General features: G+C 68.6%; 20 protein-coding genes. 11 read left to right on the forward strand and 9 right to left on the reverse strand.

The features are described from left to right. Positions 1-139 precede the first annotated feature (139 nt). From ACZ5IK_RS09320 to ACZ5IK_RS09335, 4 genes are all read left to right on the forward strand, one after another. Positions 140-1,066, forward strand: a complete 927-nt coding sequence (locus ACZ5IK_RS09320) for an ACP S-malonyltransferase (protein WP_465487289.1) — start codon at positions 140-142, stop codon at positions 1,064-1,066. Further along, positions 1,063-2,046 (forward strand): beta-ketoacyl-ACP synthase III, encoded by a 984-nt coding sequence (locus ACZ5IK_RS09325; RefSeq protein ID WP_465487290.1) that lies wholly within the window; start codon positions 1,063-1,065, stop codon positions 2,044-2,046. Before ACZ5IK_RS09320 ends, ACZ5IK_RS09325 begins: the two co-directional genes overlap by 4 nt. A gap of 68 nt (positions 2,047-2,114) precedes the next feature. After that, positions 2,115-2,360: an acyl carrier protein gene (locus ACZ5IK_RS09330; RefSeq protein WP_004559006.1), complete on the forward strand. Its 246-nt coding sequence runs from the start codon at positions 2,115-2,117 to the stop codon at positions 2,358-2,360. Positions 2,361-2,400: 40 nt separating this feature from the next. Continuing rightward, complete coding sequence (locus tag ACZ5IK_RS09335; RefSeq protein ID WP_465487291.1) at positions 2,401-3,651, forward strand: beta-ketoacyl-[acyl-carrier-protein] synthase family protein; 1,251 nt, start codon at positions 2,401-2,403, stop codon at positions 3,649-3,651. Positions 3,652-3,743: 92 nt separating this feature from the next. On the opposite strand, the gene ACZ5IK_RS09340 is transcribed toward ACZ5IK_RS09335, so the two are convergent. From ACZ5IK_RS09340 to ACZ5IK_RS09350, 3 genes are all read right to left on the reverse strand, one after another. Next, the gene (locus ACZ5IK_RS09340; protein ID WP_465487292.1) at positions 3,744-6,104 is read right to left on the reverse strand and encodes a cation-translocating P-type ATPase; all 2,361 of its coding nucleotides are present in this window, start codon (positions 6,102-6,104) and stop codon (positions 3,744-3,746) included. A gap of 66 nt (positions 6,105-6,170) precedes the next feature. Next, positions 6,171-6,764: a hypothetical protein gene (locus ACZ5IK_RS09345; RefSeq protein ID WP_465487293.1), complete on the reverse strand. Its 594-nt coding sequence runs from the start codon at positions 6,762-6,764 to the stop codon at positions 6,171-6,173. A gap of 41 nt (positions 6,765-6,805) precedes the next feature. Next, positions 6,806-7,309 (reverse strand): DUF3145 domain-containing protein, encoded by a 504-nt coding sequence (locus tag ACZ5IK_RS09350; protein ID WP_005154552.1) that lies wholly within the window; start codon positions 7,307-7,309, stop codon positions 6,806-6,808. 535 nt (positions 7,310-7,844) lie between these two features. Between ACZ5IK_RS09350 and ACZ5IK_RS09355 the strand changes: the two genes are divergently transcribed. Continuing rightward, complete coding sequence (locus ACZ5IK_RS09355; protein ID WP_465487294.1) at positions 7,845-9,302, forward strand: hypothetical protein; 1,458 nt, start codon at positions 7,845-7,847, stop codon at positions 9,300-9,302. On the opposite strand, the gene ACZ5IK_RS09360 is transcribed toward ACZ5IK_RS09355, so the two are convergent. Further along, positions 9,299-10,672, reverse strand: coding sequence for a dihydrolipoyl dehydrogenase family protein (locus ACZ5IK_RS09360; RefSeq protein ID WP_465487295.1), 1,374 nt, complete (start codon positions 10,670-10,672; stop codon positions 9,299-9,301). The genes ACZ5IK_RS09355 and ACZ5IK_RS09360 overlap by 4 nt on opposite strands. A 157-nt stretch (positions 10,673-10,829) precedes the next feature. Here ACZ5IK_RS09360 and ACZ5IK_RS09365 point away from each other — a divergent pair, with 157 nt between their 5' ends. Next, complete coding sequence (locus ACZ5IK_RS09365) at positions 10,830-11,558, forward strand: Lsr2 dimerization domain-containing protein (RefSeq protein WP_465487296.1); 729 nt, start codon at positions 10,830-10,832, stop codon at positions 11,556-11,558. Positions 11,559-11,641: 83 nt separating this feature from the next. On the opposite strand, the gene ACZ5IK_RS09370 is transcribed toward ACZ5IK_RS09365, so the two are convergent. The 5 genes from ACZ5IK_RS09370 to ACZ5IK_RS09390 all read right to left on the reverse strand — a co-directional run bounded on the left by ACZ5IK_RS09370 (position 11,642) and on the right by ACZ5IK_RS09390 (position 16,067). Next, on the reverse strand, positions 11,642-12,388 hold the full coding sequence (locus ACZ5IK_RS09370) for a lipoate--protein ligase family protein (protein ID WP_465487297.1): 747 nt from the start codon (positions 12,386-12,388) through the stop codon (positions 11,642-11,644). Then, positions 12,385-13,770: an NAD(P)(+) transhydrogenase (Re/Si-specific) subunit beta gene (locus ACZ5IK_RS09375; RefSeq protein WP_101609567.1), complete on the reverse strand. Its 1,386-nt coding sequence runs from the start codon at positions 13,768-13,770 to the stop codon at positions 12,385-12,387. Before ACZ5IK_RS09375 ends, ACZ5IK_RS09370 begins: the two co-directional genes overlap by 4 nt. Next, positions 13,767-14,066, reverse strand: coding sequence for an NAD(P) transhydrogenase subunit alpha part 2 (locus ACZ5IK_RS09380; protein WP_007032801.1), 300 nt, complete (start codon positions 14,064-14,066; stop codon positions 13,767-13,769). Before ACZ5IK_RS09380 ends, ACZ5IK_RS09375 begins: the two co-directional genes overlap by 4 nt. Then, positions 14,066-15,184, reverse strand: coding sequence for a Re/Si-specific NAD(P)(+) transhydrogenase subunit alpha (locus ACZ5IK_RS09385; RefSeq protein ID WP_465487298.1), 1,119 nt, complete (start codon positions 15,182-15,184; stop codon positions 14,066-14,068). Before ACZ5IK_RS09385 ends, ACZ5IK_RS09380 begins: the two co-directional genes overlap by 1 nt. Before the next feature lie 226 nt (positions 15,185-15,410). Further along, on the reverse strand, positions 15,411-16,067 hold the full coding sequence (locus ACZ5IK_RS09390; RefSeq protein WP_465487299.1) for a TetR family transcriptional regulator: 657 nt from the start codon (positions 16,065-16,067) through the stop codon (positions 15,411-15,413). Between the two features lie 89 nt (positions 16,068-16,156). Between ACZ5IK_RS09390 and ACZ5IK_RS09395 the strand changes: the two genes are divergently transcribed. The 5 genes from ACZ5IK_RS09395 to ACZ5IK_RS09415 are packed head-to-tail and all read left to right on the forward strand — an operon-like array spanning position 16,157 to position 20,565. Then, complete coding sequence (locus ACZ5IK_RS09395; protein ID WP_465487300.1) at positions 16,157-17,248, forward strand: ferredoxin reductase; 1,092 nt, start codon at positions 16,157-16,159, stop codon at positions 17,246-17,248. 12 nt (positions 17,249-17,260) lie between these two features. Then, on the forward strand, positions 17,261-18,376 hold the full coding sequence (locus ACZ5IK_RS09400; RefSeq protein ID WP_465487301.1) for a fatty acid desaturase family protein: 1,116 nt from the start codon (positions 17,261-17,263) through the stop codon (positions 18,374-18,376). A gap of 10 nt (positions 18,377-18,386) precedes the next feature. Beyond that, positions 18,387-18,590, forward strand: a complete 204-nt coding sequence (locus ACZ5IK_RS09405; protein WP_101609572.1) for a hypothetical protein — start codon at positions 18,387-18,389, stop codon at positions 18,588-18,590. A 47-nt stretch (positions 18,591-18,637) separates the two neighbouring features. After that, positions 18,638-19,903 (forward strand): sensor histidine kinase, encoded by a 1,266-nt coding sequence (locus ACZ5IK_RS09410; RefSeq protein WP_465487302.1) that lies wholly within the window; start codon positions 18,638-18,640, stop codon positions 19,901-19,903. Between the two features lie 17 nt (positions 19,904-19,920). Further along, positions 19,921-20,565 (forward strand): response regulator transcription factor, encoded by a 645-nt coding sequence (locus ACZ5IK_RS09415; RefSeq protein WP_410605567.1) that lies wholly within the window; start codon positions 19,921-19,923, stop codon positions 20,563-20,565. The last annotated feature ends 207 nt before the right edge of the window (positions 20,566-20,772 follow it).

A 20,772-nucleotide genomic window follows, 5' to 3' on the forward strand; every position in this document is an offset into this window, starting at 1 on the left:
GCTGGTTGAACCCGACAAGGCTTTTGGGTTAAGCGCAGAGATCAGGAAGGCACTTTTGGAGGGTTCCGACAATTACGTCGGCCGGACTTGGTGAGCGTCGGCATCACGACCATGGTGGCCGAGAGTGTTTTCTAATGGGGTGACAGCAGCAGTGCTCGCCCCCGGTCAGGGTTCCCAAGCCCCAGGCATGCTCTCCCCTTGGCTCGAGCTCGACGGCGCCCGCGCGCGCGTCGAAGCCTGGTCCGAGAGGGCCGGTCTCGATCTCGTCCGCCTCGGCACCGAAGCGGACGCCGAAGAGATCCAGGACACCGCGATCACGCAGCCGCTGATCGTGGCGCTGTCACTGCTGGCGTTCGAACACGTGCAGCGCGAGGCCCCGATCGCCGCGGACGCGCCGGTCGCCGGGCACTCCGTCGGCGAGCTGGCCGCGGCCGCCATCGCCGGGGTGCTGAGCCCTGAGGACGCGGTCGCATTGGCCGCGGTCCGCGGCGCGGAGATGGCGAAGGCGTGCGCGCTGGAGCCCACGAGCATGGCCGCGGTCATGCTCGGCGACCCGGAGCAGGTCGTCGCGTGGCTCGAAGGCCAAGGTCTCACCGCGGCGAACCGCAACGGTGCAGGCCAGATCGTCGCTTCCGGCGCCGTCGGCGCGATCGAGAAGATCGTGGCCGAGCCGCTGGAGGGCACCAAGGTCCGCGCGCTCAAGGTCGCGGGCGCGTTCCACACGTCCTACATGGCACCCGCGCGTGAAGCGCTGGCCGCCCACGCTGCGAAGATCACCCCGGCGGACCCGACGCGTCCGCTGCTGTCGAACGCCGACGGCCAGGTCGTCACCAGCGGGGCCGAATACCTCGACCGGCTGGTCAAGCAGGTCACGAGCCCGGTGCGCTGGGACCTGACCATGGACGGTCTGGTCTCCGCGGGCGTCACCTCGACGCTCGAACTGCCGCCGGCGGGCACGCTGACCGGACTGGTCAAGCGGCAGCTCAAGGGAACCGTGACCACGACCATCGCGCTGAAGACGCCGGCCGAGCTGGCGAAGCTTCAGGGGCAGGAGGACGCTTCGTGACCGACCGATCCACCTTGCGGCAGGCGCAGGGCGCCGCCGGGACCCGCATCCTCGGTGTCGGGAGTTTCCAGCCCGAGAAGATCGTGACCAACGACGATCTCTCGAAGACCATGGACACCAACGACCAGTGGATCCGTGAGCGGGTCGGCATCGTCGAGCGCCGGTTCGCCGAGAAGGACGAGTCGCTGGTCGACATGGCGGTCAAGGCGGGCACCGCCGCGCTCGCCGACGCCGGGGTGGATCCGTCCGAAGTGGACACGGTCATCCTGCCGAACTGCACGATGCCCACCCAGATCCCGAACGCCGCCGCCCAGGTGGCCGACCGGATCGGCATCACGCACCCCGCCGCGTTCGACCTCAACGCCGCTTGCGCCGGCTTCTGCTACGGCCTCGGTGTCGCGTCGGACCTCATCCGGGCGGGCAGCGCGAAGAAGGCGCTCGTCATCGGCGCCGAGAAGCTCACCGACCACGTCGACCCGGTCGACCGCGCGAACGCGATCATCTTCGCCGACGGCGCGGGCGCGGCGGTGGTCGGCGCGGCCGACACGGCGCAGATCGGCCCGGTCGCCTGGGGCAGTGCCGGTGAGCACGTCGACCTCATCTACATGCGCGACGACAAGTGGATCTACCAGGAAGGCCAGTCGGTCTTCCGGTGGGCGACCACGCAGATCGCGCCGATCGCCTTGCACGCGCTGGAACTGTCCGGGCTCGAACCGTCCGATGTGGACGTCCTGATCCCGCACCAGGCCAACCTGCGCATCGTCGAAGCCATCGCCAAGAAGCTGCGGGCCAAGGGCGCCCGCGAGGACATGGTCGTGGCCGACGACATCAAGTACTCGGGCAACACCTCGTCCGCGTCCATCCCCCTCGCGCTGGACCACATGCGCAAGGCGGGCACCGCGAAGCAGGGCGACGTCGTACTCGCCGTCGGCTTCGGGGCCGGACTCTCCTACGCGGGCCAGGCCTTCATCTGCCCGTGATGAATACTTCCCCTGCGGACACCGTGTCCGCGGGGCAGCCGAAAGCATCACCGAGAAGGGAACAACCAGTGGCAGACAACGCAGAGATCCTCGCCGGCCTCGCCGAGATCGTCGAAGAGGTCGCCGGTGTGGCGCAGGACGACGTGACCGCCGAGAAGTCCTTCGTGGACGACCTCGACATCGACTCGCTGTCCATGGTGGAGATCGCTGTTCAGGCCGAGGACAAGTTCGGCGTCAAGATCCCGGACGACGAGCTCGCGAACCTGAAGACCGTTGGCGACGCGGTGAACTACGTGTCGGCCAACTCCAAGTAAGTCCGAGTTCTTGATTGGCGCCGACCTTGGGGAGACTCCAATGAGCAACATCGACGTCGTGATCACCGGGATGGGCGCGACCACGCCGCTCGGCGGGGACGTCGCGTCCACGTGGGACGGCCTGCTCGCCGGGGCGAGCGGGATCCGCCGCATCGAAGCCGACTGGGTCGACGAACTCGAGCTGCCGGTGAAGATCGGCGCCATGCTCGCCGTCGACCCGTCCGAAGTCCTGCCGCGGGTCCAGGCCCGGCGGCTGGACCGCTGCGAACAGGTGGCGATCATCGCCGCCCGTCAGGCATGGGCCGACGCGGGCTTCGAACAGCCGACCGATGAGCATCAGGATGTGGAACCCGAGCGCCTCGGGGTGACCATCGGTACCGGTGTCGGCGGTCCGGTCACCCTGATCTCCCAGAACGACCTTCTGCACAAGCAGGGACTCCGCAAGGTCTCCCCGCTGACCGTGCCGATGCTGATGCCGAACGGCCCCGCCGCACACGTCGGGATCGACCTGAAGGCCCGCGCCGGCGTGCACTCGCCCGCGTCGGCCTGCGCGTCGGGCGCGGAAGGCATCGCCGCAGGCTACGAGATGATCCGCTCGGGCCGCGCCGATGTCGTGGTCGCCGGTGGTGCCGAATCGTGCATCCACCCGATCACCCTCGCCGGTTTCGCCCAGGCGCGGACGGTGTCCACCCGCAACGACGACCCGACGAAGGCGTCCCGGCCGTTCGACGTGAACCGTGACGGTTTCGTCCTCGGCGAGGGCTCCGGCGTCGTGATCCTGGAGCGGGCGGACCGCGCCAAGGCCCGCAACGCGCGGATCTACGCGCAGCTGAGCGGGTACGGGATCACTTCGGACGCCTATCACATCACGGGCAACCACCCGGAGGGCGTCGGCCAGATCGCCGCCATGCGGCAGGCGATGACGATGGCCGGGGTCTCCCCTGCCGACGTCGGCCACGTCAACGCGCACGCGACCTCCACGGTCGTCGGCGACGTCGGCGAGGCCGCGGCGATCCGCAACGCCGTCGGCGAGCACGTCGTGGTGACCGCGCCCAAGGGCGCGCTCGGCCACCTGGTCGGCGGTGCGGGCGCGGTCGAGGGCATCGCCACGATCCTGGCGATCTACCACGGTCTCGTCCCGGCGACGCTGAACCTCGAGAACCTGGACCCGAAGGTGCAGCTCGACGTCGTCTCCGGTGAGGCGCGCAAGATCGAGCTGGGCGCGGCGATCAGCAACTCGTTCGGTTTCGGCGGGCACAACACGGCGCTGCTGTTCACCCCGGCCGCCTGACGCTGGTCAAGTGCCATGAAAGGCCCGTTACTTGCAAAATTTGCAAGTAACGGGCCTTTCATCGCACGCGCGGGAACGGAACCCGCAGGCGATCAGGCTTCCGAACGCTTCACCAAGTGACGGCCGATCCACCAGGCGGCCTCCACCAGCACGATCCCCACCCCGGCGCAGGCGAACGCCGAGAGCGTGTACGCGCTCACACTCGGGTCCAGCGCGAAGAACTTCTGCGTGAACGGGATCAGGAACAGCGCGAGCGTCAGCACGACCATCCCGCCGATCAGCAGGATCTTCCACCACTTGTAGGGCCGCGCTACGATCCCGAGCACCCACAGCGCGATCGCGATGAGCGTGATCAGCGCGGTCGTCCCCGCCTGGATCTTGTCCACTTCGGACTGGCCGGATCCCTTGTACACCAGCAGGTAACTGACGAACGTCGCGGTGGCGATGACCAGCCCGGCCGGGACGGCCATCCGCATCACCCTGCCGACGAAGCCGCTGCGGGCGCGTTCGTTGTTCGGCGCCAGCGAGAGCACGAAGGCGGGAAGGCCGATCGTGAACCACGCGGTGATCGTGATGTGCCGCGGCAGGAACGGGAACGGCACCTGCGCGATGCCGACCATCAGCGCCAGCAGCACCGAGTAGACCGTCTTGGTGAGGAACAGGTTCGAGACGCGCTCGATGTTGCCGATCACCCGCCGCCCCTCGGCGACGACGTACGGCAGGGTGGCGAACTTGTCGTCCAGCAGCACGATCTGCGCGACCGCGCGGGTGGCCGGGCTGCCCGCGCCCATGGCGACGCCGATGTCCGCGTCCTTCAGCGCGAGGACGTCGTTCACGCCGTCGCCGGTCATCGCGACGGTGTGCCCCTTCGACTGCAGCGCGCCGACCATCGCGCGTTTCTGCAGCGGCGTCACGCGGCCGAAGACGGCGCGATCCTCCACGGTGTCGGCCAGCTTCTCGGCGTCGTCCGGCAGTTTCCGCGCGTCGACGGGCTTGTCCGCGCCGGGCAGGTCGAGGGTGCCCGCGACCGCGCCCACCGAGATGGCGTTGTCGCCGGAGATGACCTTGACCGCGACGTCCTGGTGCGCGAAGAAGTCCAGGGTGTCCTTGGCGTCCGGGCGGACCTTCTGCTCCAGCACCACGAGAGCCACCGGTTCGATGTCACCGGGGCCTTCGGCGGCATCGACGGCCCGCTCGGCACGGCCCAGCAGCAGGACGCGAAGACCGCGCGAGCCGATCTTCTCGGCCTCCGCACGGTGCTCGCCCTCGGGCAGCAGGACGTCGGCGGCGCCGAGCACCCAGTCGCCGTTGCCGCTGAACGACGCACCGCTCCACTTGCGCGCCGAGGAGAACGGCATGGTCGTGGAGATCCGCCAGCCCGGATCGGTCCGGTGCGCCTCCGCGATCGCCTGCAGGCTCGCGTTCGGGCGGGGGTCGGCGGCGGCGAGCGCGGCCAGCGCGTCGTCCACCGGGTGGCCCGGCGTGATCTCGCGGACCTCGGAGAGCCGCATCGCGTTCTCGGTGAGCGTGCCGGTCTTGTCCGCGCACACCACGTCGACGCGGGCGAGTCCCTCGATCGCCGGGAGTTCCTGCACCAGGCATTGGCGCTTGCCGAGCCGGATGACGCCGACCGCCAGCGCGACACTGGTCATCAGCACCAGGCCTTCGGGCACCATCGGCACGAGCGCCGCGACCATGCCGCGCAGCGCGTCCGGCCACGCCTGGTCGCCCGCGAGCTGGTTGTAGATGGTGAGCGCGCCCGCCGGGACGAGCAGGTAGGTGATGAACTTGAGGATCTTGTCGATGCCCTGCCGCAGTTCCGACTTCACCAGGGTGAACTTGCTGGCCTCCGCGGCCAGTTTCGCGGCGTAGGACTCGTTGCCGATGATGTCCGCGCGGTAGGTGCCGCTGCCCGCGACGACGAAGCTGCCCGAAAGGACCTTGTCGCCGGGCTGCTTGACCACCGGATCGGATTCCCCGGTCAGCAGCGACTCGTCGACTTCCAGCGCTTCGGCCGTCAGTGCCGGGCCGTCGACGACGATCTTGTCGCCCGGCCCCAGTTCGACGAGGTCACCGAGGACGACGTCCTCCGGGGCGATCTCGGCGCTCTTTCCGTCACGGCGGACGGTCGGCTTCGCCTGCCCCACGATGGCGAGCCGTTCCAGGGTCCGTTTCGCCCGGAGTTCCTGGATGATGCCGACCGCGCTGTTGACGATGATCAGTCCGCCGAACAGCCCGTCGATGAAGTACCCGGTCGACAGGATGAGCACGAACAGCACACCGTAGATCGCGTTGATCCGGGTGAAGACGTTCGCGCGGATGATCTCGCCGGTGGTCCGGCTGGTCTTCGTCGAGACCGCGTTGGTCTGGCCCGCGGCCACCCGCTGGGCGACCTCTTCGCTGGAGAGCCCCCTCGAGGCGTCGGTCAGCAGGGCCGGCTGATCAATTGCCATGCCCGCGACTCTATTCCGCCCCCGCTCGCGCACGCGTCAGCCTGGGGGACCATGTCGTCCCCTACTTCAGCATCTTTCGTGTTCGGGGTTGGTGCCGCCGTCGGTGGTGTCGACCCGCCAGGATCCGCTCTCCAGCCGCAGCGGCAGCACCAGCCGCCAGCGGATGCACCCCTCCGCCAGGTACACCGGCGCGTCCTCGACGTCCTGCGTGCTGGTGAAGGCGACGAGTACCCGGAGCGTGGTCGGCGCGCCCGGCTCGATGCGGTAGACGAGGATGCTGCCGTCCCGAGTGGACTGATAGTCCTTCTTCCACTCCGCCGCGGTCTTGGTCTTGGCCCGGTCCCGGCTGACCACCGAAGTCCACTTCAGATAGTCGCGATGGTTGATGGAGTCGAAATACCCCTGCAGTACCTGCCGCACGCTCTGGTAATGCGGATGCGCGAAGACGTCGGGAGTCACCTCGACGGCGCCCGAGCCGGGCTGCTCGCCGGGGGCGACCGACGTCGGCGATTCGCTGACGACCGGCGCGGTGGGTTCGGCCTCCGGGCGGAGGTAGAGATCGCGTGCCAGCAGCCCGACGCCGACGGTCAGGGAGATCACCACCACGAGGACGGGGATCAGCCACCGCTGGCGAGAGAGAGGGCGAGGCTGGGCGGTCACCCTGAAAGGTTAGCCGCCCGCCTCTTCCGGCTTCACTCCGTCTACCCGACCTGGTGCAGCCAGGTGACCGGAGCACCGTCACCGGCGTGCCGGTACGGTTCGAGCGCTTCGTCCCAATTGGCGGCGAGGAGCTCGTCGAGCTTGTGTGCCAAGGATTCGCCGGCACGCACCTTGCTCACGAGCGCGCGCAGCTGGTCTTCGCCCACGACGATGTCGCCGTTGGCACTGGTCCTGCCGTGCCACAGGCCGAGGCCTGGAGCGAAACAGAACCTCTCGCCGTCGACCCCCGCACTGGGCTCTTCGGTGACTTCGAACCGGATCATCGGCCACGCCTTGAGCGCGGACGCCAGCTTTCCGCCGGTGCCCGAAGGCGCACGCCAACCACATTCGGCGCGGAGCTGTCCTGGACTGGCGGGCTGCGCCGTCCACTTCAACTCGACTCGGGCACCCAGGGTGCCCGAAATAGCCCACTCGACGTGCGGACAGACCGCAGACGGCGACGAGTGGACGTACACCACGCCACGGGTGTTGCCACGGGTGCTCACTGCTGACCTCCGCTACTCGACGAGGGGCGTCTTCCCCTACGACCTCGCGAGCTGCGCTGGTCAGGTGGCTCGTGCCGCCTCCCGGTACGCGTGAGCACATTGTGCACCCCAACTGTGCTGTTTGGCCACATGAACACCACAAGTCGCACCTGATTGGGACGTGGGACTCACGGTCTCGTGAGTGGTAAAGGCGGTTCTAACCGTCCTTGCCACTCACGAGGCCGTCGCCTGGGTTAACCCTGGGCGCCGAGGGACTGGGCGGCGGCGAAGGTGTCGACCAGGCCGGTGGCCTTGTCGAAGCTCGACGTAGGTGGCGAGATCCAAGGGCGAGATACGGCCATGACGTTTCTCCTGGTGACAGGGGACAAAGGAGCAGTGACCTACCGACGAGTAACACCCGGACGAGTGACGGCGCTCACGTCCATGACAACTTCTCGGAACAACATCACCGCGCCGACCTGCGACGTGTCTGCCCGTTAGTCCGGATGGAGGCGCTACTTTGTGCACCGAGACCGACGAGATGGGGAGGGGTTCGGTGCGACTCGTTCGCCTCGCTCAACAGCCGTCCCGGGTGGCCGAGGACGTCCGCGCCGCGCTGGCTTCACTCGGCCGCGGCAGCAACGTCGTCGGCGGGGTCGCCCTGGTCGGCGCCAGCCCGGTCGAAGGGCGGCCGGTCGAAGCGGTCGTCGTCATGCCCAAGGGTGTCCTCATCGTCATCGGCGTCGACCTGCCGGACCCGGCGCTGAAACTCGAAGCCCCGCTCGGCGGCCCGTGGAAGGCCGACGGCTGGCCGCTGGTCCACGGCGACACCTCGATCAACCCGGCCACCGACGCGCTCTCGCTGTCCGCCGCGTGCACGCACAAGATCGCGGACGTCGCCCCCGGCGCCGGGCCGATCGGCACGATCATCGCCGTCGGCCCCTATGTGGAGACGGTCGACCAGCCCGCCGCTGATCTCGCGGGCTCGGTCCGGGTCCTGTACCCGACGGCGAAGACGATGCTCGCCGCGACGGTCTCACTGGCCACCGCGTCCCGGCCCCGCTCGGTCCAGCAGGCGCGGGACCTGATCGCCGCGCTCGCCCCGGACGCACCGCCGATGCCCGAGGAGATGTTGCTCGGGGAGGGGTTCAGCGCCTTCTCCGACGACGAGCCGACGGTGATCCGTGAGAACCCGCTCGTCGCGATCGCCCCGACGGTTCCGGTGCAGCATCCGGGCAAGGTGAAAAGACCGGCGAAACCGGCCGTTCCGCCCGCCAAGCCCGTCCAGGCCGCCAAGCCCGCCCCGCTTCCTCAGCCCCCTCCCCAGGCCGTCGCCGCGAAACCCGTTCCCCCGGTCCGGCAGGCGCCGCCCCCCGCCGCTCCCGCCGAGTCCCCGCCGAAGGCGCCGCACCAGTCCAAGACGGTGAAGTGGCTTCCGGTCGCCGCGATCGGCCTGCTCATCGTGTTGCTGGTCGCGGCCATCAGCGTCGCTTCCGGCGGTGACGACACCGCGTCCACGCAGACTCCCCCGCCGCCGACCCCGGCGACCAGTTCACCGCCGCCGAGCAGCAGCGCGGTGGAGAACATCCAATTCACCTCGCGGGCGTCGGCCGCGGATCAGAAATGCGCGTCGCACGCGTACGGCGACGTCCAGTCGAGCCTTCAGCGGACGAGTTGCTCCGCGGTCAAACGGGCCAGCTTCGCCAGTTCCATCGACGGCCGGGCCGCCGCGGTGACGATCGCCGTCGTGGACTTCCCGGACGCCACGCAGGCGAGCGCCTTCAAGGCGACCGCGGACACTCCCGGCGGCGGCGGAATCCTCGACATCGCCACCGAGACCAACCAGTGGCAGGGCGACGTCCCGGTGTTCGAGGGCGCGGCCTACCAGAGCGGCCTGGACGGCAAATCCGTCCGGCTGGTCCAGGTGGTCTGGGTGCCGGGACCGTCCACTCCGGACGATCCCGGCCTGGTCCGAGGCGCGAAGGCCGCCCTCGAACTCCCCGTCAACGGCTAAAGGCCGTACGCCTCCAGAAGGCGCAGCCACACCTCGCTGATCGTGGGGAACGACGGGACCGCGTGCCACAACCGCGACAGCGGGACCTCGCCCACGATCGCGATCGTCGCCGAATGCAGTAGCTCGGACACGTCCTGCCCGACGAAGGTCGCGCCGACCAGGACCCCGCGTTCGGTGTCGACGACGATCCGCGCCTTCCCCGCGTAACCGTCCGCGTGCAGCGACGAACCGGCGACCGCGATGTCGATGTCGACGACGCGGTGCGGCTTGCCCTCCTCGGGCCCGGCGAGCCCGACCGAAGCGACCTCGGGGTCGGTGAAGACGACCTGCGGGATGGCGTGGTGATCGGCCGTGGCGCTGTGCGCGCTCCACGCGGCCGAATCGACGGGCTTGCCCGCGGCCTGCGCGGCCACCGCGTCCCCGGTGGCCCGGGCGGCGTACTTGCCCTGGTGGGTCAGCGGCGCCCGGCCGGTGACGTCCCCGACGGCGAACAGCCAGTCACCGTCCACAGCGGACACTCGGCCGTTGTCGTCCGTCGTGAGCGGCGCGCCCGCTTCGAGCCCGAGCGCCTCGACGCCGAGCCCGCCGGTCGCCGGGCCGCGGCCGGTGGCGACGAGCAGTTCGTCGACGAGCAACCGCTCACCGCCTTTCAGCGCCAATTCCTTACCACCGTCCACAGCGGACACGGAGTCGAGACCCGAGCCGGTGTGCACGACGACACCGGCTTCGCGGAGTCCCGCGATGACGGCGTCACCCGCGAAGTCCGGCAGCCGCGGCAGGGGGCGCGCCCCCGAAATGATCAGGTGGACTTCGGCGCCGAGGGTGGCGAAGGCCTGCGCCATTTCGACGCCGACGACTCCGCCGCCGAGGACGCCGAGACGGCGCGGGACCTCTTCCGCCGAGGTCGCCTCTCGCGAGCCCCACGGGGAAACGGTGTCCAGCCCGGGGATCGACGGCGTGCGCGGGACGCTGCCGGTGGCGACGATCACGGCGTGCCGTGCGGTCAGCACGTCACCGCCGTCGATCGTGACCTCCCGCTCACCGGTGATCCGGCCGTGCCCGCGGATCGGGGCGATCCCGGCGCCTTCGGCCCACTCGACCTGTCCGGTGTCGTCTCCCTTGCCGGTGAACCAGTCCCGGCGCGCGAACACCTTGGCCGGGTCGACCGCGTCGCCCACCGGGACGCCGGGGACGCGTTTGGCGGCGGCGAGGAGGTTCCCCGGCCGCAGCAACGCCTTGCTCGGAATGCAGGCCCAGTAAGAACATTCGCCGCCGAAGCGCTCGTGTTCGACGAGGGCGACCTGAAGACCACCACGCGCGGCTCGTTCGGCGGCGACCTCGCCGACCGGGCCGCCTCCGATCACGATCACGTCAAAAGTCTGTGCTGACATGCATTCAGCGCACACCACCGCGCAGCTTCGCGCAACCTGCCGCTATCCTCGTGTCGCTGCGTGAGTCATCAGCCGCGGGTTCAGGTTGCACCGTGCCGGTTGCGCAGTAGAACGATCGAGCGCGGGAGGTTTTTTCATGGCCAGGAACACTGCTGTGCATTTGCTGGATGATCTGACCGGCGAGGCGGCCGAAGAAACGGTCGCTTTCGGTCTGGACGGAATCGCTTACGACATCGACCTTTCGGCCGACAACGCCACGGCACTCCGGGAAATCCTAAGTGCTTATGTGGAGAGCGGCCGCCGGATCGGTGGACGGAAACTGCGGCCGCGGATCGTGCAGCGGCCCAAGGGCGCGCGGGTGGCGAAGTCGACGCCGAAGACCGCGGCGACCGCCGCGAAGGCCGAAGCGAAGACCGCCGCGAAGCCGGGTCGCAAACCCGCCGCGAAGGGCGTCGCCGGCCGCAAGCCCGCCGCCGCCAAGGCCGCTCCCAAGACCACTGCCGCGAAGGCCGCCGCCCCCAAGGCGGAAGCCAAGACACCCGCCAAGACCACGGCGAAAGCCACCGCGGCCAAGGCGAAGTCGGCCCGCGGCACCGCGGCGAAAACCACCGCGGCCAAGGCTCCGGCCGGCCGCGCGAAGGCCGCCGCCGCGGCGAAGACCCCGGCCAAGGCCGCCCCGAAGACCGCCGCCAAGACGGTGACCGCGAAAGCCGCTCCGAAGGCCGCGGCCGCGAAGCCGACCGCCGCCAAGGCCGCGCCGAAGGCCGCCGCCAAGGCGCCGGTGAAGAAGGCTGCCGAGCCGAAGAAGACCAGCCGGGCCACCCGCAAGGTGCCCGCCGTCACTTTCTCGGCCACGGAAAAGTAGTTCTCCGAAACAAAAGGGGCCCCATTCGCTCGAGTAGCGAATGGGCCCTTTTGTTTCGCGATCGGCGATATCGTCGTCGCCGATCAAGAAGCTCGTTGAGAACCCTCGGAATGCCATTCCGGGTAGTGGTACCGCGTGTGCCGGAGCGAGCGGTGCCACTCCCGCTCCGCCGCCGAGGGCTTCCGGGTGGTGAGTTCACCCAGTTGCGCGGCCGCCGCCGCGCGGACCGCGGCCGTGACGTCGGCAACACCTTTGCGCAGGCCATGGTCGGCGAGCGACGCCACCGGGCTCCGGTGGGAGTCGAGCGGACGGGGATCCGCGGGTGCCGAAGTGAGGTACCGGCCGACCCGTTCGGCCGCGGTCGAAACGAGCAGGGTGGAATGCGCGAGCAAGCCCGTTCTCGTCCGGAACACGGCGAAACCGCACAACTTCGAGTCACCGACGAACAGGCCCCGATCACCGAGCCGCGACGGCAGCCCGAGTCCGGCCACCGTCGCGGTCATCAGTTCCCCGAGCGCTTCGAGCGGTTTGACGTTGTTCCCCGAGAGACCGAGCCCCGGCAGGACGAGGGTGATGTTGAGATTGCCGGGATCGTGGAACACCGTGCCGCCGCCGCTGGCCCGGCGCAGCACCGGGACGCCGTCGCTCGCACAGACTTCGGCCTTGACCTCGCGTTCGATCTTCTGCCCCCGCCCCACGACCACACTGTCGGTGTTGCGCCAGATCCACAGGACCGGCGCCTCCGGTGCGGCACGCAGGAGGGCTTCGTCGAACGCGAGGTTGTCGGCCGGGTCGTCGAACGAAGCGACGACTTCCGAAGGACCGGTCACAGTGCTTTGAGTTCCTCCACGATCTCGCCCACCGACGATTTGGCGTCGCCGAAGAGCATGCTTGTCTTCGCATCGTAGAAGAGCTCGTTGTCGATGCCCGCGAAGCCCGAGCTCATCGAGCGCTTGAGCACGATCACCGACCGGCTGTGGTTCACCTTGAGGATCGGCATCCCGTAGATGGGCGAGCCCGGATCGGTCTCCGCGGCCGGGTTCGTGACGTCGTTCGCGCCGATCACCAGCGCGACGTCGGTCTGGGCGAACTCGGAGTTGATCTCGTCCATTTCCTTGAGCTGTTCGTACGGGACGTCGGCCTCGGCGAGGAGCACGTTCATGTGCCCCGGCATCCGGCCCGCCACCGGGTGGATGGCGTATTCGACGGTGATCCCCTTGGCCTCCAGGAGCTTCGCCATCTCGCGGACCACGTGCTGCGCCTGCGCGACGGCCATGCCGTAACCGGGGACGACCACGACCTTGTTCGCGTACGCCATCTGGATAGCGGTGTCGGACGCGCTGGTGCTGCGTACCGGCCGGACCTCGCCGGACCCGCTGCTCGCGACCGCCGTGCCGCCGCCGAACCCACCGGCGACGATGGCCGGGATCGACCGGTTCATCGCCTTCGCCATCAGGTTCGTCAGGATCGAACCCGACGCGCCGACGATCATGCCCGCCACGATCAGCGCGGTGTTGTCGAGCGCGAGCCCCATGGCCGCCGCCGACAACCCGGTGAGCGCGTTCAGCAGGGAGATGACGACCGGCATGTCCGCGCCGCCGATCGGCAGCACGACCACCACGCCGAGCACGCCCGCCGCGACCAGCAGGCCGATCATCAGCAGTTCGGCGTCACCGCCGGTGGCGATGACGACCGCGAAGACGATCGCGGCGATCAGCACCAGCGCGTTGACCGGCTGCTGCAGCTTGCCGAGGGTGATCGGGCGGCCGGAGATGAGTTCCTGCAGTTTCCCGAACGCGATGTTGGAGCCCCAGAAGGACACCGAACCGACGATCGCGGCGAAGAGCGACGCGATCGCGACGTACGCGGGCTCGTGCGCGTAGCCCTCCGTGGTGCGGAACTCGACCCAGGCGATCAGGGCCACCGCCCCGCCGCCGACGCCGTTGAACAGCGCCACCATCTGCGGCATCGCGGTCATCTTGACCTTGCGCGCGGACGGCACGCCGACGACGACACCGATCGCGACGCCGAGGGCGATCAAGAGCCAGTTGCTCATACCGGGCGTCAAAAGCGTCGCGATCACCGCGATGCCCATGCCGACCGCGGCGATCCAGTTGCCGCGCACCGCGGTGCGCGGACCGGTCAGGCCCATCAGGCCGTAGATGAACAGTGCGAAGGAAATGATGTAGAGGACGGCGATGAAGGTCGTCACTTGTCACCACCGTCTTCCGGCTTCTTCGCCTTGAACATCGAAAGCATCCGGTCGGTGACGAGGAAGCCGCCGACCACGTTGATCGTGCCGAAGGCGATCGCGATCACCAGCAGGATCTTGTTGAGTACGCCGTCCACCCCGAGGCCGAGCACGATCAGCCCGCCGAGCAGGACGATGCCGTGGATGGCGTTGGTCCCCGACATGAGCGGGGTGTGCAGGGTGTTGGGCACCTTCGAGATGACGGTGAATCCCACGAATCCGGCGAGTACGAGGATCGCCAGGCTGCCTACGAGCATCACTCGCCCCCTTGCTTTTCGGAATCGCGAGCTCCGGCCACGCAGGCCCCGGCGACGATCTCGTCGGAGAAGTCGAGCGCGAGCTTGCCCTCCTTGTCGACGAGCAGTTCCAGCAACTCGGTGACGTTGCGCGCGTAGAGCTCGCTGGAGTGCGCCGGCATTTCCGCCGCCAGGTTCAGCGGCGAGCAGATGGTGACGTCGTGCTCGACGATCTCCTCGCCCGGTTTCGTCAGTTCACAGTTGCCGCCGGACTCGCCGGCGAGGTCGACCACGACACCACCGGCGGGCATCCCCTTCACCGCGTCGGCGGTGACGAGGATCGGCGCCTTGCGGCCGGGGACGAGCGCGGTGGTGATCACCACGTCGAACCTCGTGATCGCCTCGGTGAGCCTGCGTTGCTGCTCGGCCTTTTCCTCCTCGGTCAGCTCGCGGGCGTACCCGCCTTCGCCGGCCGCCTCGATGCCGAGGGCGAGGAATTTCGCGCCGATCGACTTCACCTGCTCGCCGACCTCGGGCCGGACGTCGTAGCCGGTGGTCTGCGCGCCGAGCCGTTTCGCCGTCGCCAAGGCCTGCAGCCCGGCGACACCCGCGCCGAGCACGAGCACCTTCGCCGGCGGCACCGTTCCGGCCGCGGTGGTGAGCATCGGGAAGAAGCGGGTGAGCTTCTCCGCTGCCAGCAGAACCGCGCGATAACCCGCGACGCTGCTCTGTGACGACAACGCGTCCATGGCCTGCGCGCGCGAGATCCGGGGGATCGCCTCGACGGCGAAGGCGCGGACGCCCGCCGACTCCAGCGCCGCTATCCCGTCCGGATCGCCCCGGGGATTCAGGAAGCCGATGAGGATGGTGCCCTGCTTGAGCTTCGCGACTTCGGCCGCGCTCGGAGGCGCCACCTTCACCACGATGTCGGCATCCCACGGATCGCCGATCACCGCGCCCGCCTGCTCGAAGACCTCGTCGGCGAGCAGCGCGCCGGCGCCCGCACCGGGCTCGACCACCACCCGCAGTCCGCGTCCTGAGACGCGCTCGATGAGCTTCGGTACCAGCGCGACGCGGCGTTCACCTTGTCCGGTCTCCCGGACAACACCGACCGTGAGCTGCTCGTTTTCTGCCGCCACAGGCGACCTCCTCGCTGGAGAGGACCACACGAACCCGCACTGTTTACCACGTCCGACCGACAACTTTCCTGGCTGAACGTATCCGGACGGCATCTTTCCGTGACATCGCTCATCACGATCGATCCAGCCATCGATCCAGGTGTGCGACGTCATAAGGGGTCCCCATAGGACGGTTGCCGTCCTATGGGGACCCCTTGTGACACTTACGGAGCAACGACTTTCCGCATCACGGAACGCTGCGCCAGTTCGGCACCCCCAGAAAGATCAACCGCAGCCGCCGTTCGGCGGTGTGGCCGATCTCGTCGTCACGCGAAGGCGCTTCGAGCAGTTCCAGCACCGTCGTGAGCATGGTCGTCACGATCAGGTCGGCCAGCAGGTGCAGATCCTCGGTCAGCCATTCGCGGAGATTGTCGAACCGAGCCAGGTCGACGGCGAGTTCGCTGACGAAGAGCTTGAGTTCGAAACCGATCGCCTGCCGGACCGGTCCGGTGCCGCCGTAACGCTCGCGCGTCAGGAAGTGGAAGTGGTCCTCGTGCGCGCGCACATGCTCGCGCAGGATGCGCACGGACATCCGGATCATGTCGTTGTACGCGGCGGGCCTGGTGCGCGCGGAGCGGATCATCGTGCGCAAAGTGCGCATCGACTCTTCCACCAGCGCGACGCCCAGTTCGTCCATCGATGCGAAATGGCGATAGAACGCCGTCGGCACGATCCCGGCCTGTTTCGCCACCTCACGCAGGCTCAGCCCGGAGAACCCTCGTTCCGCCACCAGATCCAGGGCGGCGTCCAGCAGCGCCTGCCGCGTGCGCTGTTTGCGCTCCTGCCGGGAAACGGGCTCTGTTGTCACGACGGACAGCGTAATCGCCTCCGCACTATCACCCACGTCACATCGCCCTCCTCTCGCGTTGACAAGCGCGACCATCGCCACTTCACTGTTCAGTGTACAAGCGTTCACTGAATTCTGGAGATGTGATGACGGCACTGGTACCGCGCAGGGCCAGGCGGCTGGCCTCGCTGGCCGAGGCCCTGCTCACGCCCCACGGAATGGACCGCTACCTCGAACTCGTCGACCCGATGCTGGTCCGCCGCGAAATCCGCGGCCTGGTCACCGGCGTCCGGCGGCAAACACCCGACACGGTCACGCTGACCATCCGGCCGACCCGGGCCTGGCGGGGATTCGTCGCGGGGCAGTACGTGCGGGTGACCGTCGAGATCGACGGCGTCCGCCGGACCCGCTGCTACTCGCCCGCCGGTTCGGAGCACGACGGAACACTGGAACTGACCATCAAGGCCGATCCGCAGGGCCTCGTCTCACGGCACCTGAACCGCACGGTCACGATCGGTTCGGTACTCGGTCTGTCCACTCCGGACGGTGAGTTCACCCTGCCCTCGCCGAGGCCGCGGCGGATCCTGCTGGTGAGCGGCGGGAGCGGGATCACGCCCGTCCTGTCGATGCTGCGCACGCTGGCCGACGAGCGCCACGAGGGCGACATCGCCTTCCTGCACTACTCCAACGGCGCCGAAGACGCGCTCTACCGCGCCGAACTCGCCGACCTGGCCCGACGCCTGCCCGGCCTGCGGTTGATACACGCGTTCACTCACGCGAAAACCGGCGGCGACCTGCACGGGTTCTTCTCGAAGGACCACCTCGCGGAGGCCGCGCCCTGGTACCCCGACGCCGAGACCTTCCTCTGCGGTCCGAAGCCGCTGATGGATTCGGTCCGCGAGGCGTTCGAGGCCGACGGCCTCGGCACACATCTGCACACCGAGGAGTTCACGCCGCCGGCGCTCACCTTCGACACCGAGAACGCCGAGGGGCAGGTCCGGTTCGCGCGCAGCGGCCGCGAGTTCGAGAACTCCGGGAAGCCGTTGCTGGAGCAGGCCGAAGACGGCGGGCTGAGCCCGGAACACGGTTGCCGGATGGGCATCTGCTTCTCCTGCACGCAGGTCAAGACGTCGGGCTGTGTGCGGAACGCCAAGACCGGCGAGACCTCCAGCGAAGAGAACGAAGAGATCCAGCTCTGCATCTCCGTCCCGGTCGGGGACGTCGAGATCAACGCTTAGAAGGGAGCCGCGATGACAGGCTTGCAGGACAAACTGACCCCCGCCCAGGTCGAGGAGTTCGGCCGCGAACTGGACGAGATCCGGCAGCGGATCGTCGCCGATCTCGGCCAGGTCGACGTCGACTACATCCACAACATCATCAAGACCCAGCGCGCGCTCGAGGTCGCGGGCCGCGGGCTGCTGTTCGCCGGGTTCTTCCCGCCCGCGTGGATCGCCGGCGTGACCGCGCTTTCGGTGGCGAAGATCCTCGACAACATGGAGATCGGCCACAACGTCATGCACGGCCAGTACGACTGGACGCGTGACCCGGCGCTGAGCTCGCAGAAGTTCGAGTGGGACAACGTCGCGCCCGCCGAGAACTGGCGTCATTCGCACAACTACATGCACCACACCTACACCAACATCCTCGACAAGGACCGCGACATCGGTTACGGCGTCCTGCGGATGGACCCGGCGCAGAAATGGCACCCGTACTACCTCGGCAACCCGGTGTACGCCCTGGCGCTGGCGTTCATGTTCCAGTGGGGCGTCATGCTGCACGACCTCGAGTTCGACCGCATCGTCAAGGGCGAGCGCAAGTGGTCGGACAACAAGGAGGTCGGCCTGAAGATGATCAAGAAGGCGGGCCGCCAGGTCGGCAAGGACTACGTGCTCTTCCCGCTGCTGACCGGTCCGCTCGCGCCGCTGACCTTCCTCGGCAACGCGACCGCGAACCTGACCCGCAACCTGTGGTCGTTCTCGATCATCTTCTGCGGGCACTTCCCCGCCGACGTCGAGAGCTTCACCGAGGAAGAGACCGAGAACGAGTCGCGGGGCCAGTGGTACCTGCGGCAGATCCTCGGGTCGGCGAACATCACCGGCGGCAAGCTCTTCCACATCATGACCGGGAACCTCTCGCACCAGATCGAGCACCACCTCTTCCCGGACATCCCGGCGCGCCGCTACCCGGAGATCGCGGGCGAGGTGCGGGCGATCTGCGAGAAGTACGGCCTGCCGTACAACACCGGCCCCCTGCACAAGCAGTTGTTCTCGGTGGCCAAGAAGATCGTGAAACTCGCCATGCCCTGGAACGGTGAACCCCGCACTCCCGCTACCGTGGAGAGCGACAAGACCCTCCGAGCGGCTTAAGGTGTCTGACATGGTCGGTCAGTTCGAAAGCACCAAGGACGTGGTCCAAGAGGTCACCGAGTCGGCGGCCACCCACATCGGCAACATCGCGACGATCATCACCGGCGCGATCCGGGACATCGCCCGCGAAACCGGCGACTGGCTGACGGACGTCATCGAGATGCGCGAGGCGTCCCAGCGGGCGCAGGCGGACGAAGAGCACCGCGAAGACTAGGGAAACCTGGATGGGCACGAGGCGGGTGGTCACGGCAAGGTGAAGCCGTGACCACCCGTTTCGCTCTGCCACGACGCGTCCTCAGCGCACAGCTGAGCCGCGCGTACTGGGCGGAACTGGCGTGGGTGATCATCGGCGCGCCGCTGACACTGGTGTTCGTCGCGCTCGTCGTCGTCGGGCTGGTCCTCGGGATCGGCCTGAGCCTGCTCACCGTCGGACTGCCGGTGCTCATCGGTGTCCTGGCGGGCGCGCGGCTGATCGGCGCCGCGCATATCGCCCTGGCGCGGGCCCTGCTCGGGACCACGGTCACCCCGCCCGCCCGGCCCGAACTGCGGCCGGGTCTGTGGAACGGCGTCAAGAGCAAGATCGGGGATCCGATCGGCTGGCGGTCGATCGCCTACCTGGTGATCCGGCTGCCGCTGTCGTTCATCGAGTTCTTCCTGGTCGCGACCCTGCTCACGTACGCCGTCAGCGCGCTGACGTACCCGCTGTTCTGGTTCACCCTGAACGGCGAAGCCATGCCGACGTTCGACCTCCGCGTCGACACCTGGCTCCTGACCCTGCCGCTCGCCCTCACCGGGCTGGCCGTGCTGCTGGCGACGCCGTGGGTGGTCCACGGCCTGACCGAACTCGACCGCCTGCTGGTGCGCGGCGTCCTCGGCGCCGAAGACCTCTCCAAACGCGTGCGCGACCTCGAACGCAGCCGGGCGGCCGCCGTCGACGACGCGACGCGGCGGCTGCGCCGGATCGAACGCGACCTGCACGACGGCGCGCAGGCCCAGCTGGTCGCGCTGGCGATGAAGCTCGGCATCGCGAAGGACGAACTCGCCTCGGACGGCGCCGATGTCGCACAGGTCACCGCCCTGGTCACCGCCGCGCACGTCAACGCGAAACAGGCGCTGGTCGAACTGCGCGATCTCGCCCGCGGCATCCACCCCGCCGCGCTCGACGCCGGCCTCGACGTCGCACTGTCCACTTTGGCCGCGGGCTCGGGCATAGACGCGCGGATCACCGTGACCCTGCCGAGCAGGCCGTCGCCGTCGATCGAGACCATCGCCTACTTCACCGTCGCCGAACTGCTGACCAATGCCGCCAAACACACTTCGGCCGCGATCGAGGTCGATGTGGGTATCTTCGGTGACGGCCTGCGGCTCGTCGTGCGGGACGACGGCGAGGGCGGGGCGAGGCCGGAACGGGGCGGCGGCCTCGCCGGGATCGCCGAGCGGCTCGCGACGGTGGACGGCAGGCTCGACATCGACAGCCCTCCCGGAGGGCCTACGGTGATCAGCGCTGAGATACCACTACGGACATAGGAACATTGGGGGGCGGCGTGCGCGTCGTGATCGCGGAGGATTCGGCCATCCTGCGGGCGGGGCTGGTCGAACTGCTGAACCTTCGGGGGCACGAGGTCGTCGCGGCCGTCGCCGACGGCGACAGCCTGTGCGCGGCGGTCCGCGAACACCGGCCGGACGTGTCCATTGTGGACATCCGAATGCCGCCGACGCACACCGACGAAGGCCTCCGCGCGTCCATCGCGCTGCGCGCGGAAATGCCGGGGTGCGCGATCCTGCTCTTCTCGCAGTACGTCGAGACGCAGTACGCGACGGAACTGCTGGCCGACCGCGCGGGCGGTGTCGGCTACCTGCTGAAGGACCGCGTCGCGGAGGTGTCGGACTTCCTCGACGCGCTTCGGCGGGTCGCCGAGGGCGAGACCGTGCTCGACCCCGAGGTGGTCAGCCAACTCTTCAGCGCCACACGGAAAACGGACGCGCTCGCCGGGCTGACCCCACGGGAGCGGGAGGTGCTGGGTCTGATGGCCGAGGGCCGGTCGAACTCGGCCATCGCGACGGCACTGTTCCTTTCGGCGGGCTCGGTGGAGAAGTACGTGTCGAGCATCTTCGGGAAATTGGCGCTGCCCCAGTCCGAAGGGGACAACCGGCGGGTGCTCGCCGTGCTCCGGTACCTGGAGTCCTAGACCAGGGTTTCCAGTTTCGCGACGACGTCGGCGATTTTACGAGGGGTAAGTCAAACGTGGCGTGCTCGTTCCGTCCTTCGGCGTCGGTTGCGGGACGGGGTGTTGGGGGGGGGGGGGGGGGGGCCCCCCCCCTTTTTTCCCCTGTTTTTTTTCCCCCCCCCTTCCCCCCCGTATCCTTTTTCCTCCCCTTCCACAGAGCGCTTTTTT

This window comes from Amycolatopsis sp. NPDC031561 (genome assembly GCF_055580625.1).